The 13,255-nt window shown below is 68.8% G+C and carries 20 protein-coding genes, 1 tRNA gene and 1 pseudogene; 6 read left to right on the plus strand and 16 right to left on the minus strand.

All coding sequences use genetic code 11. The features are described 5' to 3' along the window. Positions 1-147: 147 nt before the first annotated feature. From test1122_RS11805 to test1122_RS11815, 3 genes are all read right to left on the minus strand, one after another. Positions 148-321 carry a CsbD family protein gene (locus test1122_RS11805; protein WP_232269134.1) on the minus strand — a complete coding sequence of 58 codons (174 nt, stop codon included), beginning with the start codon at positions 319-321 and terminating at the stop codon, positions 148-150. A gap of 93 nt (positions 322-414) precedes the next feature. Beyond that, the gene (locus test1122_RS11810; RefSeq protein ID WP_232269135.1) at positions 415-582 is read right to left on the minus strand and encodes a hydrophobic protein; all 168 of its coding nucleotides are present in this window, start codon (positions 580-582) and stop codon (positions 415-417) included. Between the two features lie 140 nt (positions 583-722). Then, the gene (locus test1122_RS11815) at positions 723-911 is read right to left on the minus strand and encodes a hypothetical protein (protein WP_232269136.1); all 189 of its coding nucleotides are present in this window, start codon (positions 909-911) and stop codon (positions 723-725) included. A gap of 383 nt (positions 912-1,294) precedes the next feature. On the opposite strand from test1122_RS11815, the gene test1122_RS11820 reads away from it, so the two are divergent. The 4 genes from test1122_RS11820 (at position 1,295) to test1122_RS11835 (ending at position 2,815) form a co-directional block, all read left to right on the plus strand. Continuing rightward, entirely contained in the window at positions 1,295-1,573 is a 279-nt protein-coding gene (locus test1122_RS11820; RefSeq protein WP_232269137.1) for a hypothetical protein, read from the plus strand. Positions 1,574-1,656: 83 nt separating this feature from the next. Continuing rightward, a complete protein-coding gene (locus test1122_RS11825) occupies positions 1,657-2,049 on the plus strand; it encodes an ANTAR domain-containing protein (protein ID WP_232269138.1) in 393 nt (130 codons plus the stop codon). A gap of 9 nt (positions 2,050-2,058) precedes the next feature. Further along, a complete protein-coding gene (locus test1122_RS11830; RefSeq protein WP_232269139.1) occupies positions 2,059-2,415 on the plus strand; it encodes a PRC-barrel domain-containing protein in 357 nt (118 codons plus the stop codon). A 40-nt stretch (positions 2,416-2,455) separates the two neighbouring features. Next, complete coding sequence (locus test1122_RS11835) at positions 2,456-2,815, plus strand: ANTAR domain-containing protein (protein WP_232269140.1); 360 nt, start codon at positions 2,456-2,458, stop codon at positions 2,813-2,815. Between the two features lie 496 nt (positions 2,816-3,311). On the opposite strand, the gene test1122_RS11845 is transcribed toward test1122_RS11835, so the two are convergent. From test1122_RS11845 to test1122_RS11890, 10 genes are all read right to left on the minus strand, one after another. Then, positions 3,312-4,028: a GAF and ANTAR domain-containing protein gene (locus test1122_RS11845; protein ID WP_232269141.1), complete on the minus strand. Its 717-nt coding sequence runs from the start codon at positions 4,026-4,028 to the stop codon at positions 3,312-3,314. A gap of 79 nt (positions 4,029-4,107) precedes the next feature. Then, complete coding sequence (locus test1122_RS11850) at positions 4,108-4,884, minus strand: ANTAR domain-containing protein (RefSeq protein ID WP_232269142.1); 777 nt, start codon at positions 4,882-4,884, stop codon at positions 4,108-4,110. Then, positions 4,844-5,515, minus strand: a complete 672-nt coding sequence (locus tag test1122_RS11855; RefSeq protein ID WP_232269143.1) for a hypothetical protein — start codon at positions 5,513-5,515, stop codon at positions 4,844-4,846. Before test1122_RS11855 ends, test1122_RS11850 begins: the two co-directional genes overlap by 41 nt. Further along, positions 5,512-5,937 carry an STAS domain-containing protein gene (locus test1122_RS11860; RefSeq protein ID WP_232269144.1) on the minus strand — a complete coding sequence of 142 codons (426 nt, stop codon included), beginning with the start codon at positions 5,935-5,937 and terminating at the stop codon, positions 5,512-5,514. Before test1122_RS11860 ends, test1122_RS11855 begins: the two co-directional genes overlap by 4 nt. A 684-nt stretch (positions 5,938-6,621) precedes the next feature. After that, positions 6,622-7,863, minus strand: a complete 1,242-nt coding sequence (locus test1122_RS11865) for a PP2C family protein-serine/threonine phosphatase (RefSeq protein WP_232269145.1) — start codon at positions 7,861-7,863, stop codon at positions 6,622-6,624. A 294-nt stretch (positions 7,864-8,157) separates the two neighbouring features. Continuing rightward, positions 8,158-8,469, minus strand: a complete 312-nt coding sequence (locus test1122_RS11870; RefSeq protein ID WP_232269146.1) for an STAS domain-containing protein — start codon at positions 8,467-8,469, stop codon at positions 8,158-8,160. Positions 8,470-8,613: 144 nt separating this feature from the next. After that, on the minus strand, positions 8,614-8,889 hold the full coding sequence (locus test1122_RS11875) for a hypothetical protein (protein ID WP_232269147.1): 276 nt from the start codon (positions 8,887-8,889) through the stop codon (positions 8,614-8,616). Positions 8,890-8,897: 8 nt separating this feature from the next. Beyond that, positions 8,898-9,602, minus strand: coding sequence for a DUF5994 family protein (locus test1122_RS11880; protein ID WP_232269148.1), 705 nt, complete (start codon positions 9,600-9,602; stop codon positions 8,898-8,900). 39 nt (positions 9,603-9,641) lie between these two features. Continuing rightward, on the minus strand, positions 9,642-9,989 hold the full coding sequence (locus test1122_RS11885) for a hypothetical protein (protein WP_232269149.1): 348 nt from the start codon (positions 9,987-9,989) through the stop codon (positions 9,642-9,644). Then, positions 9,989-10,345 carry a CsbD family protein gene (locus tag test1122_RS11890; RefSeq protein WP_232272086.1) on the minus strand — a complete coding sequence of 119 codons (357 nt, stop codon included), beginning with the start codon at positions 10,343-10,345 and terminating at the stop codon, positions 9,989-9,991. Before test1122_RS11890 ends, test1122_RS11885 begins: the two co-directional genes overlap by 1 nt. Positions 10,346-10,406: 61 nt before the next feature. Here test1122_RS11890 and test1122_RS26805 point away from each other — a divergent pair, with 61 nt between their 5' ends. Continuing rightward, positions 10,407-10,547, plus strand: a complete 141-nt coding sequence (locus test1122_RS26805; RefSeq protein WP_422396966.1) for a hypothetical protein — start codon at positions 10,407-10,409, stop codon at positions 10,545-10,547. Positions 10,548-10,600: 53 nt separating this feature from the next. On the opposite strand, the gene test1122_RS26810 is transcribed toward test1122_RS26805, so the two are convergent. Next, on the minus strand, positions 10,601-10,861 hold the full coding sequence (locus test1122_RS26810) for a DUF5994 family protein (protein ID WP_422396967.1): 261 nt from the start codon (positions 10,859-10,861) through the stop codon (positions 10,601-10,603). A 550-nt stretch (positions 10,862-11,411) separates the two neighbouring features. On the opposite strand from test1122_RS26810, the pseudogene test1122_RS11900 reads away from it, so the two are divergent. Next, positions 11,412-11,957 (plus strand): annotated as a pseudogene (locus test1122_RS11900) (DUF5994 family protein). 177 nt (positions 11,958-12,134) lie between these two features. On the opposite strand, the gene test1122_RS11905 reads toward test1122_RS11900, so the two are convergent. Next, positions 12,135-12,208: transfer RNA gene (locus tag test1122_RS11905), tRNA-Pro, on the minus strand. A gap of 49 nt (positions 12,209-12,257) precedes the next feature. Continuing rightward, on the minus strand, positions 12,258-13,202 hold the full coding sequence (locus tag test1122_RS11910) for a metallophosphoesterase (RefSeq protein ID WP_232269150.1): 945 nt from the start codon (positions 13,200-13,202) through the stop codon (positions 12,258-12,260). Positions 13,203-13,255 lie beyond the last annotated feature (53 nt).

Genomic DNA, 13,255 nt, shown 5'->3' on the forward strand with positions numbered 1-13,255 from the left:
CGGTGGGGGCAGCGTATGGCTGCTTTCTTTGGCTCTCGGTTCGCACGTTGGTTTGCTTCATTTCCGTCAATTCCTGTCTGTCCATTGAGTATTGGGGTGGGCCGGGTGGTTCCCACTCGACGTGGGCACCACCCGGGGCGCATGTGGTCAGCGCCTGAAAGCGTCCTTGGCCTTGTCTCCGGCCCGCTTCAGGCTTCCGGAGACCCGGTAGGTCCTGCCTTCGCGCTGCAGTCGACGATTGCGGGTGGTCCGGCCGATGCGTTCGGTGATCCGGCCCTTGAATTCCTGTGTTTTGTGCCTGATCGTCTGTCCGACGCTCATAACTGTCCTCTGTATGTCGGCTGGAGGGGATCCCGCGCGTGATCGCCGTACAGGCCAGTCATTCCCGCGGGGTGAGATGGGGCATGGAGTGGATTACCTGCGGCCGCGGCTGTACCGGCGGCGGCCACCGCTGCGACCGCGCTTGGCGAAGCCGACGATCCAGACGACCAGCAGGACGGCCGCGACCCACCACAGGATCTGCATCGTGAAGCCGAACCCGAAGACCACCAGGATCAGCAGAAGGAGAAGAATCCAGAACATTGCCGGGCCTCCAGATCGCGGGGATTTCCTTGATTCCGCGGGGTCCGGGCGAAGCGGGAAGGTGGAATGCTGCGCCCGAATGATCCGGAGTGGCATAGCCCTACGCCGTGCTGCCAGTCAACGCCCGGCATCCTCCCTTGTCAACGCAGCTCGACACTGGGGAGTTCTGGGAGCTGGGCTGGGGCCGCTGGGGTGAACGGAGCCTCGGCGAGGGCTTCGACCGGCCCGGTCGGCGGCGTCGGCAGGATGTGGTCCTCCCACCAGGACATGCCCAGCACGGTGGCGAGCAGGACGAAGGGGGTCGAAGCGGGAACGATCAGCGCGTACATGGGTACCGCCCGTTGTGGGATTCGTGCGACGCGGCGGGCAGCAGATCGGTGCCCGCTTGGGGCGCATCGGGGCGCGACCGGGATCGCGTGACGATGGGCGTGTGCGGGAACGGCCTCGCTCGTGACGCGGCGGGTTCCGGCACCGATGCGCAGGGTGCGCCCTCTGGGGAGCGCGCTGGCGGTGCGACGCTGCCGGGGGCAGGGGCGGCATGTCGCACGCTAGCCCTCGCAGCAGTTCCCCGACAGGTGTCAAGCAGCCATCCATGCCGGGCAGGACGCGTTGACGTCGCACGGTATCCACAACCCTTGGGCAGGACTACGCTGTGGGGTGAGGCCCCAGTCCCCGGCATCGATGCTGTGTCCCGCTCCCGGGGAGGCCCTCCGTGTTCGTCCTGCTTCTCGTCCTCATCGTGGTCCTGTTCGGCTTCGGCTTCCTCAATCCCATCTGGTGGGTGGTCGCAGCGGCGCTGGTCTACGCCGCCACCCGCCACGGCCGCGATCGTGGCGGAGGCTGGAGCCGTAGCGGCAGTTCCGATCTCGGGGACTACCGGGACTACCGGGAGCGCCGGGATCGTCGGGAACGCTGGGACCGCCGCTACGGCCGTCAGAACCGGGCGCGCTGGCGGCGCGAGGACCGTCGGGACCGCGAACACCGCAGGTGACCCGTGAAGTGGCCCGGTAGCCACGGGTTCCGGGACGGCTCCAGCCAGGCCGGACGCGTCGAGATCGTTGAGAGGTGTATGCCATGCAGCGCACAAGCGTGATCCAAGAGGAGTGGTGGGATCTGCGGGCCGAGGCCACGTGGGGGAACGCGCCGGCGGGACAGGATGTCGTCGCACTGCGCGCCGAGAACGATCAGCTGCGGCGGGCGCTGGCGGGCCGTGCGGTCATCGACCAGGCGCGCGGCATGGTGATGGTCCTGACTCCCTGCCGCCGCGGGGCGGCCAGGGAACTGCTGGTGGATGTCTCTCGGCAGTGCAACGTCAAACTTCCGGAGGCGGCCGCGGCCCTGGTCGCCGCCTGGGAGGGCAAGCCGCTCCCGGTGCGGATGCAGCGTGCGCTGCGTCGTGCGCTGCGGCGATTTCACGCGGAGAACCAGGGGTGCGACTCACGACCGCCAGGCGGGTCGTCCAGGTAGGGAGAGGTCATGATTCACGCAGCCGACGTCCGAGAATGGCGCAACCGCGATGTCGTCGACACCGAGTCGCACAAGATCGGTGTCCTGGAGGCGGTCTATGTGGACACCACCACCGATGAGCCGGCCATGGCCACGGTACGGATCGGACTGCCCACCCGGCACCGTCTGGTCTTCGTACCTCTCGATGATGCGATCGCCGGGCCGGACTATCTCAGGGTCGGCTATGTCAAAACGTTGGTGAAGCAGGCCCCTTCGATCGGTACCGACGACGTCCTGCCCGCCGAGCAGGAGGAAGCGATCTTCAAGCACTACGGACTGGCCTACAAGCCCGGTGCGGCCGGAGAACGGCAACTGGCGCGCCGCTGACCACCTATGGACAGGATGACTGCCCTGTGAGGTACGGACCATGCACCAGGTGACCACGCCCCGTGAAGAACAGCGGCTGTTGACGGCTGTGCCTTCGGCGGGGGACGCGGCTCTGCTGGCCGAGGTCATCGAACTCCGCGCCAGAAGCGAGCAGTTGGAGCGGGCGCTGGCGAGCCGTGCGGTGATCGACCAGGCACGCGGCATGCTGATGGCCCTGGCGCCGTGTTCCAACGACCGGGCCTGGGACCTCCTGGTGGACGTGTCGCAGCACTGCAACATCAAGCTCCGTGACGTGGCCGCGGCTCTGGTCGCCACGACGAAGGACCAGACGCTCCCGGAACCGATACAGCGGGAGCTGCGCCGAGCATTGCGGCGCCTCCATGCGGAGGACCGGAGATGACGGCGTGCGCGCCCAGCGGACGGCACCGGGAGCTGTGAGCTCAACTCTCCGGTGCCTTCGTCCAGGACGGCCGTCGGACGCCTCTGTTGTGTAGCCCGCCTCGTGAATCTCAAACGCCGGTCGTGCGGTTCCTCACCCGTTCTGCCTGATCACTGCTTCGCTGCCGACACGTCGCTGGAAGGCATGACAGGCCCACCGGCCCTCCACACTCCGCATCGCCTGTAGGCAGCCGCAGTTTCCCCTGTTTAAAAGCGGGCTGCCCGGGAACTCGCCCAGTTGCTCCGAGCACAGCCACCCACTGACCGACACTCTCGGTGGCCTGGAGCCCGGCTTCGACCTGATGGTCAACCGTGAGGCGCTCCGCCCGCTGCTGCGGGCACTGCCCGAACACGAACGCAGATTTCCCACGTCATGACCGGAACTGGGGCGGCTCCACCGCCGTCTGATCGAGGACGGCGCAGCGCAGTAACGGTCCCCCGCCAGGGCGTGGGTCGGGTCAGGACCCCAGACTGGCGAGTGGTTCGGAGTCGTCGATGAAGGCACGGGCCACATCGGCCAGGCGCCGATTGTGGGCGCGGGCGTAGCCGCGCAGCGCGCTGAACGCCTGCTCCATGTCGATGCCCTGGCGTTCGGCGAGCTTTCCCTTGGCCTGTTCGATCAGCACCCGGCTGTTCAGCGCTGTCTGCAGCTGTTCGTTGAGCACCGTGCTGCGGTGGACGGTGCGTTGTTGCAGCAGGCTGATGGTGGCGACGTCGGCCAGCGCCTGAGCGATGAGTGTGGCGGGCGGGTCGAAGGGGCCGGGCGCGGCGCGGAAAAGGTTCAGGGCGCCCACGGTCTCGTCCCGCAGGCGCATGGGCAGGGCCTGGACGGCCCCGAATCCGCTGCGGTGGGCCACCCTGACGAAGCGCGGCCAGCGATCGACCTCCCGGGTCAGGTCGTGGATGATCACCGGTGCGCCGGTGCGGAAGCAATCGAGGCAGGGGCCTTCGTCGTTCTGGAGCTGGAAGAGCTCCAGCAGGCGTACCTGTTCGTCGGAGGCGGCCATGACGCGGAGTTTGCCGTCCCGGTCGGCGAGCAGCACCCCGGCGGCGCTCGCGTCGAGCATGCCGACGCAGCGGTCGGTCAGCAGGCGCAGGAAGTCGATGAGGTCGAAGTCGGCGACCAGATTGTCGGCCAGCTCGACGAAGGTCTTGGCCAGAAACTGTTGATCCATCGTGGGCACCCTTGATTGAGACTAGTCCCTGCCTGAAGGGGCGGGAAGTACGGCACGTTTCTCGGTCGGCACCGATCGGTCAGGTTTCCTCATCGGCTTGGTCCGGCTCCGCGCCCGGTGAGAAACGGAGCCGACGGGCCACCACGTCCGCGGCCACGTCGGCGAGCCGGCGTCCCTGCGCATAGGCGTAGGCGCGGAGCCGGACGAAGGCTTCTTCGATGCCGACGCCGAGCTGGACGGTCAGGATGCCGCTGGCTTGGTCGATCTCCGCCCGGTACGCGCCCAGGTCCTCGACGGGGCCACCGCGCGGCCCGCCCGTCTCGTCGATTCGCGCGGCGAGCAGCACCAGAGTCGCGAGATCGGCGAACGCCAACGCGTCCGCCAGTTCCTCTGCGTTCAACCGGACCGGAACGTGGGCGTACAGGTCCAGAACTCCCGGGCTGATCGCTCCCATCTGCAGAGGGAGCGCGAACACCGCGCGTGCCCCGGCTTCCAGGGCCGCCTCGGCGAACACCATCCAACGGTCCTGCAGGTCACGGGTGAGCAGATCGGGTGTCAGTACGGCCGAGCCGTGCAGGAAGGCGTCCACGCAGGGCCCCTCGCCCAGCGTGAGCTGGAGCTCTTCCAACTGCTCGCTGATGTCGTCGGTGCTGCACAGCGGGTGGCTCGGCGCGGTCCGGGACATCGCCGACAGCCCGGCCCCGCCGACCGGCAGCGCGGCCACGGCCGCAGTGCACACGTCCACCACACCGACCCGGGCACCTCGTCGGGCCGCCTGCTCGGCCACCAGCATCCGAATGCGGGTCGACCGGCTGTCAGGGCCCACCCGGGCCACCGCCTCCAGGCATCGTGACAAGGCCCTCCAGCCTCGCCGTGGTGCGTTCCCCGACGGGAAACACCAGCGCGCGGAACGTGGTGGGACCGGCCGGCCTGCGGAACTCTCCGATGTCCAGCCACCCCCGGGAGAGGAGCGCAGCGGAGGTTGCACGATCGGCCCGGTCCACCAGCGTGGCACCGAGTGACGCCTGGTGGTCGGTCAGCAGCCGTTCCTGCACACGACGGGCGAGGCCCCGGTCCTGCGGGTGCGGCCGAATCAGGAGGTCACCGAACGCGAAGGCCCTGCCGGACACCGTGAGTTGATCGATGCTGCGCGGCAATGCTCCGTCGAAGCCGAACCACCAGGAGCCGTCGCCGCGTACCGGGAATCCGAAGGCGCATCCCATCAGTCCGTCCATCTCGGCGATCACCATGGCGAATCCCGGTCGGCGCATGTCCGTGGTGAGACGGTTCAGGAAGTTCTGGCGGCTGGGACGGCGGTACGCATCACCCGGCGCCGTTGCGCGGGACTCCACATACAGATCCGCCAGATCCTCACGCACGCCCTCCACCAGCCAGCGGTTCAGCCGACGCAACAGCGCCGGAGCCATGGCGGAGGGCTCGCCGTCCCCCGGCTTCCGTGACTGGCCCCGCCCAGGTTCGGCCGTCATCGCACATCACCCGAGAGGACAGGCACCAGCTGGACAGACTCGTGCGGCGGGGCTGGAGCGGGCGTGGCCGGGGTGTCCCCGAGAGGAGGTGGCAGGAGGCCGAACGGAAGGCCAAGGAGGAGGAACCCGCAGCCGGCGAGGTCGAGAATCCGAGCCAGCGTCGTCGGCGGATGGTGCAGTCGCAGGGTCCCGCCGACCACGGTGGCCTGTTGCGCAGCGCGGAGGAATGCGTTGAGTCCGCTGCAGTCGCAGAAGGCGACGGGGGTGAGGTCGACGTCGATGGTGCGGATACCGTCCCGCAGGCACCGCTCCAGGGACACGCGCACCAACGGCGCGGATTCGAGGTCGATCTCACCTGCCAGGGTGATCAGCGCCCGTTTCCTTCGATCATGGCGATAGACGGTGAGCTGTGGCAAGGGCATGATGCCTCGGTTCGGAAGACCATCCGGCAGCGGGCACGGTGGGCCGGAGTTCTGGCCCTGTGGGCGCGCTCCCGGCAGGGGCGTATTTTCGGCGGAGGCAGAGCAACGGCCGGTCAGACAGCCTGCGCAGCAGGACAGAAGACCCACCCAGTTCCCTCCAGGGATGCGCCGGGCGACAGACGAAGAGTCCGCACCCCGCAGCCATCTGCGTTCAACAACAGCATGCCGCCGGGGTCTGGGACGTCTACACAGCAGCGTAGTCCTCACGTCTTTCGATGGGAGGTTCGAAGCTGCCCGATCCCAGGATGTGGACGGTGCAAAAAATGCGGTGGCTCGCGCATGTCCGAGGCATCGCAACGGCAGTCGGACGGAAAGCACTCATGACGGCCGCCCGAGTACGGCACCCCGTGCACCGCGCCAGGCGGTGGCTCGCATGACGGAGTCGAACAGTTCGACTCCGCAGAATCCGGTCGCGTGATTCCCCAGGGCTGGCGTCACGTCATTCGGTAATCCCTGTTCCCTCGGGTCACGTTGCTGACGTGGGGGCTCGTTGAGGACCCCAGTTCCGTGTGCGGCCGTGGTCAGGGGCGTACCGGCGGACAGCCAGGGGCGAGTGCGCACCGAGGTTGGCCAGACAGCGGGTCCCTGTGGCGTCGGCCCTGTCTTCGGTGGTCGGTTGTCGGCTCACTCCAGGAGCACCAGGTGGTCGGCGGCGCCCCCTCGCCATTCGATCAGGAAGAGGGTCGCGTCGTCGGTGGTGCGGCAGTCCCGCTGCTGCTTCAAGGCGTGGGAGAGTGAGCGCACCACCGCTCGTACTCCCTTCGCTGTGTGTTCGATGCGGTTGACCCAGTGGATGAGTTGTTCTTCGCCGAATTGTTCTTCGCCGGCTTCGTGCTCTTCGATCAGGCCGTCGGTGAAGCACAGCACTCGGTCGCCGCGTTGGAGCATCTGCCCGCTGATCCGGGGCTCTTCACCGCCGAAGCCGACGGGCAAGGTGGTCGGGCCTCCCAGTTGCTGGACGACCTTGTGGTCACGGATCAGCAGCGGTGCGGGGTGGCCCGCGTTGACCCACTGCAGGTGGCCCGTCGTGATGTTCAGTCGCATCATCTGGGCGGTGACGAAGTGGTCGGGCCCGAACTGCTCGGCGATGGCCCGGTCCATGAACGTGTAGATCTCGGACAGGCCGATGTCGGCACGTCTGGCGTGCCGGTAGGCCCCGACGGCGACGGTCGCCATCGTCGCGGCGTCCAGGCCGTGGCCCATCGCATCGACCATGGCCACGTGCAGGATGTCCTCATTGAGGGCGTAGTCGAAGCTGTCGCCTGCGACGTCGTAGGCGGGCTCCAGGATTCCGGCCACCGCGACCTGCGGGACGGCCATCGCCAGCGGCGGCAGCAGGGACCACTGGATCTCCGCGGCCACGCTCATCGGTTCGCTGCGCCGGGCGAGGAAGAACTGATCGGTGTAGCTGTGCTTGGTGACCAGCATGTCGGCGACCAGGCCGGCGAGCCTGCGCAGCAGCCGCCGGTCGTCGTCATCGACGGTGTCCAGGGTGAGGGCCATCACGCCCACCTGGTCGCTGCCGTCCAGCAACGGGAGGTACATCCGGACGCCGTCGGACTGCGGCACCTCGACAGTGATCGTGTGCAGAAAGGCTGTGCCGGCGGGAGAGTCATCGATCGGCTCAGGCTCGCCGACCATCAGCCGCCGACCCGGCAACGGCACCAACACCAGCTGGCCATAGTCCTGCAACAGGATCGAGACGTCGCGGCCACCGACCCTGGCCACCTCTTCCGCGATCAGCGGGGCGATCAGCTGCGGCGGCATCTCGTGTGCCCGGTCCAGCAGCACCCCCAGCAGTCGCTCACCGAACCCTTCCGACCGGTCCAGCATGCCCTCGTCAGGTCGGCGCTCACCTTCCGCCATAACCGCACCCCCGCACCGGCGTCGTCGAAGCTTCGGCCGCCGTGTCCATGCTCACCTCATGCCGCGAGTCCAGCGCCCGCACCGATACGCGCAGTCCGTCCTGCGGTCACGGCGGATGCGCTCGACCCGCTCACGTGATCTGTACACACGGGCTCCCGACACGACCGCGATCAACCCGCACAGAGTGACGCGGTCGGCCACCCCGAACAGCCCATTACGCCAGGCGCGGCATGTCACACATGGTCAGAACATATGACTCTCCGTATCGTTGTGCACCACATCTCTCCCGAAGCCTCACAGGAGCAGAAGATCGGAGCCGGTGTCCGTGAGGAGCCGTGCGGTCTGCCGGGACGGGTGGTGCAGCCGCAGGGATGCGTGGGTCTCGGCGGCGTGTCGCGACGCGTCGAGGAAGATGCGCAGGCCGCTGCCGTCGCAGAGGCCGACGGTGGTCAGGTCGACGTCGATGGTGGTGATGCCGTCATGCAGGCACCGCTCCAGAGCGGCGCGCACCTGGGGCGCGGTGGCCGGGCCGATCTCACCGGCCAGGGTGATCAGTGCTCGCCTGCCCCGGTCGTGCCGGTAGATGTTCAGCTGCGGACGAGTCATGACGCCTCGGTTCAGATGCCTCGGTTCATGAGTCCCGGCCGCTCCTCGCGCGGTCCATGGCCCGGGTGTATGTTCCCGGGCGCACGCGTCGGTACGGGCCGAGTCGATGGTCCGTGCGGGGAGCCGGTGGCGGAAACTGGCTGGTCACCTGTGGTGAGTGGTACGGCTGCGGCGGCGGCGCGGCGGGAAGCGGCCGCGGCCCCCGTCGCGGTGGTCCCGTCGTTCGCCGGTGGCCGGCGACTCGGACCGGTTCGGTCCCACCGGGGGCTGCGGTGTGCCGCGGCTGCGGCGGCCGGGGAGGGGAGCGCTGTACCGGTGCACGGCGATTCTGTCGGCGTGCTGGATGTTGAGCCGGTGGATCACGTATGCCGCCGCTGCGACGAGAACCACGAAGGCGGCGGCTGTCAGGAAAGCGTTCATGCGCTACCTCACATAACGATGAGCAGGTGGCTGGCCCGACCGGGCGGACCGGTCTGTTCCGGAACGGCTGCGGACACCGCGGAGGCGCCGCCCTCGTACTCCCATGACTCGTCCGGGTCCAGTGGCTCGTCGGTCGCGGAGACGCCGTGCCGGGCCTCGTCCGCGGCGATGAGCGCGCTCGCGGTCAGTGGCGGGCCGTCGTAGTCGGACGCGGCAGCCATCAGACGGGCCGCCGACTCCGCCCCGGTCTCGGGCGGGACGATCAGCAGGTCCCAGCGGCCGGTGCCGTAGGAGAGCAGCCGCAACTTGTGCGGGTCGATTTCCGGGGTGAACCAGCCGACCTTGACGATGTGGCCGTCCACGGAAACCTTGCGGGGGATGACCGGCCAGTACTTCGGGTTGACGGCGATGCGGGTGATGCGACCCCACAAGGGGTCCAACACGTCGGTCAGTGCCGGCAGTTCGCTCAGCAGATCCCGGGAGCGGGGCCACCAGGCACCGTCCAGGAGTCCGCGGGACGTGCCGTCGGTCTTCAGTGTGAGACGCGCGGCCGGGGCTGCGACGGACTCGTGGTGTGGCGGGGATGGGTGCAAGGTCGCCGACATGATGCGGACCCGTCTCCGGGCCGTCTCTGCGGCGGCCCGGGTTTCATCTTTCGCCGAGAACGACCCGGCGTGGAAGCCGGTGTGCGAAATGCCCTCGGTAACGTCCACACTACTCCGCGCTCCGCCGCAGCGCGGAGTAGTGGCCGCCTAGATGTGGAGCAGTCGTTGGGTGATCTCCCGGTACTGCCTCAGCGCGTGCCGGAGTTCGTCGGATTGTGTTCCGGGGGTCTGCTCCTGCCACCCGGCGCGGAGGAGACGCCGCCGTTCCGCGAGGGCGCTCACGAGCTGGGCGGTGGCTTCGTCGTAGGCGCTCTCGGCCTCTTCCAGCGCCTCGCGCGGAGTGTCGGCGAAGGCGTTGAGGGCGTGCCGGAGGCGCAGGACGATCTTGTCCCTTTCGGCCGACGGGAGCAGCGGCTCCGGGCCCGGGGTACGGCGTTCGGCGGGGCCCCGGGTTTGGCCCGCGGGCTGCTGGGCGCGTGACTGGTCGTACATCATCAAGTGCCGCTTCCGTTCCGCCCGAAGGCGTCCTTGGTCTTCTCGACTGCCTGTTTCAGGTTTCCGGCGACCCGGTCGATCCTGCCTCGGCACTGCAGTCGCCTGTTGCGGGTGACCCGGCCGAGACCTTCCGTGATCCTGCCCTTCAGCGTTTGCGCCTTGTTCCTGATGGTCCGTGCAATGGTCATGGCCGGCTCGCTGTTGTAGAGCACCTGCTGGTCGTGCCTCCGGATATGACCGCGGAGGCCGCCGAACCGCTCATGGCAGCCGCCGTGAGCGGTCACGTCCGAGTCCTGCCCTCCACGGACTGCCCAGCGAATCACCAGGGCACCGACGGCCAGGGCGACGAACGTCACATCCCTACCACCAGCCGGCCGGGCCGGCCGGCTGGTGGTCTCATACGACGAGGAAGTGTCGATGGCCTGTTCCGCCGTGATGAGCGCGGTCGCGGTCATCGGCGGGCCGGTGCTCGCGCTGGCGGCGGCCATCAGCCGGGCGGCCGAGGGGGCACTGGTCTCCGGGGGTATCACCAGGAGGTCCCAGCGGCCCGCCGTGTAGGACAGCAGCAGGGTTCTTGTGCGGATCCAGCTCCGAGGTGAACCAACCGACCTTCACCAGATGGCCGTTGACGAAGAACTTGCGCGGGAGGATCGGCCAGCAGCGGGGGTTGACGGCGATACGGGTGCCCACAGCGGGTCCAGTACGTCCGCCAGCGCGGCGAGTTCGTGTGTCAGGTCACGTGAGCGGGGCCACCACGCGCCGTCCAGCTCGACACGTCCTGGTAAAGGACTCACGGGTTTGAGGGCGAGGCGCGCGGTCGGGGCCCTGAAGGGCACGGCCCGTAGCGGAGGACGGTGGGTGGTCGCGGACATCGCGCGAACCTGTCTCCGGACCTCTGCGTGTGGGCAGTTGCCCGGTGTCGTTGCTCACCGGGAACGACACCGGCATCGGGGCCGGCGTGCGAAATGCTCCTGATGAGCTCACTCTACTCCCCGAAGAGGCCGAAGGGACCGCTCATGGACATCGGCTCGCTCCCGTCGGCGGCCGTCCCCCGAAGAGCGGCTGGTCTCCAGCCACGACCGCGCTTGTTCTGCCGCGCGGATGGTGTCCACGGTGAACTGGAGGCGCGTCCGTCCCCCGGCGCCCGCGGGATGATTGCGCTGCTCGGTCGCGGCGAAGCAGTGGCGGAGAACCTCCGCGACGCGACGGGCGACCTCGGGGAGGAGGCGACGATGCGCATTTCGGCGTGCCCGTCCGAGGGTGTTGCCGTTGCCTGCATGGCGACCTCGTTGTTTGTACTCCGGCGTGCCTCGTGATCCCCTCGTGTGACCACCGAGCTTCCCGGCCGCCGTGAGCCGCGGAGTACCGCGAAACGAGGAATCCACTCTGTGTTTCTCGCTGGCAGGCAGGCAGGCGAGTGCGATGCCCGACTCCGACTCCCCGCGGGTGATCCGGCTCCTCCCGGACGCCGTCACCAGGATGTGAAACCCGGGACGGCCGTCGTACGGCTGGAGACGGCACACAACCGGCAGGGAGTTCTCGACGGAGCACGGTGGCCCCGCTCCCGCAACATCGCCGCCGAGCTTCCCGCCCTGATCACCGCACTCACCGAGCATGTCGGGCCGGTCACCCGCGTCGGCCTGGACGTCGGCGCCTGGGAAGTACTGCCGACGCGGCTGGTCATCGACGACCGCGGCGTGCACCTCGACTCCCTCCCGGACGGCGACGACACCGTCCTGGTCACCCGGGGCGATCAGGACCACCTCCCTCCTCGTGGTCCCGCCGCACGCGACGCCCGACGCGGCACCCGCCGCGATGGCCGAGGCCGTCCGCACCGACAGCGTGACGCAGGCCGAACAGATCCTCGTCGACACCGGCACCGACCGGGCACACCCGACCGCCGGGAAAGACCGTTGCACGGCAGTGCATAGTCCGAGAGGGAGCGGCCGGTCGCCCGTCTCCAGGTAGCCATGGGGGCGGAGGCCAATGTTGCCCATCTGACGTTCACTCACCGAGACGAAAGCCGAACGCCCACGCGTGGGGAGCCCGGGAGCCGTTTTCCGAGTCCGGCTCCCAAAACGTCCCCACAACCACTCAGGGGCCCGACCCGCTAGCGGATCAGGCCCCTGACCTGGTACTTCTCTGTCGGGGTGGCGGGATTTGAACCCACGACCTCTTCGTCCCGAACGAAGCGCGCTGCCAAGCTGCGCCACACCCCGAAGCAACGAGGAATACTCTAGCCCACCGCTGGGCCCATGCGAAATCCGGTTATCGCTGGCCGGGACGGTCGGGCCGCTCGGTCAGGGTGAGCAGTGTGGCCTCGGGGGGGCAGGCGAAGCGGACGGGGGTGTAGCGGTTGGTGCCGCAGCCGGCGGAGACGTGTAGGTAGGAGCGGTGGCCGCTGGCCTGGTGGGTGGAGAGGCCCTTGACTCGGCGGGTGTCGAGGTCGCAGTTGGTGACCAGGGCGCCGTAGAAGGGGATGCAGAGCTGGCCGCCGTGGGTGTGACCGGCGAGGATCAGGGGGTAGCGGTCGGCGGTGAAGGCGTCCAGTACGCGGAGGTACGGGGCGTGGACGACGGCCAGGGTGAGGTCGGCGTCCGGGTTGGGGCCGCCCGCTACCTCGGCGTAGCGGTCGCGCTTGATGTGCGGGTCGTCCAGGCCGGTGAGGGCGATGTCGGCGCTCTCCAGTTTGAGGCGGCCCCGGGTGTTGCTCAGGCCGGCCCAGCCCGCCGCTTCGAAGGCGTCCCGCAGGGGCTCCCAGGGGTTGTGGACGGCGCCGACGACCGGGGGGTTGCCGTTGAGGCCGTGGCGGCCGCTCGCCTTTTCCAGGAGGTAGCGGGCGGGGTTGCGCAGCTTCGGACCGTAGTAGTCGTTGGAGCCGAAGACGTACGCGCCGGGGTACTCGAGCAGGGGGCCCAGGGCGTCGAGGACCTCGGGGACGGCTTCCGGGTCGGAGAGGTTGTCGCCGGTGTTGATGACGAAGTCGGGGCGCAGTCCGGCGAGGGACTGGAGCCAGCGCTGTTTCTTGCGCTGGCCGCTGACCATATGGATGTCGGAGATCTGGAGTACGCGGAGGGGGCGCATCCCGCGCGGCAGTACGGGGACGGCGATCCGGCGCAGGCGGAAGGAGCGGACTTCGATACCCGCCGCGTAGCCGACGCAGGCCGCGCCGAGTGCTGTGATGCCGAGGGGGACTCCATATCGCGCACGCATCGGTCCATCGTCGCAGATCTGCCGGGTCGGGGCGAAAGTCCCCCGGGGTGAGG

This window comes from Streptomyces gobiensis, assembly GCF_021216675.1.
In the GTDB taxonomy this organism is placed as follows: Bacteria; Actinomycetota; Actinomycetes; order Streptomycetales; family Streptomycetaceae; genus Streptomyces; species Streptomyces gobiensis.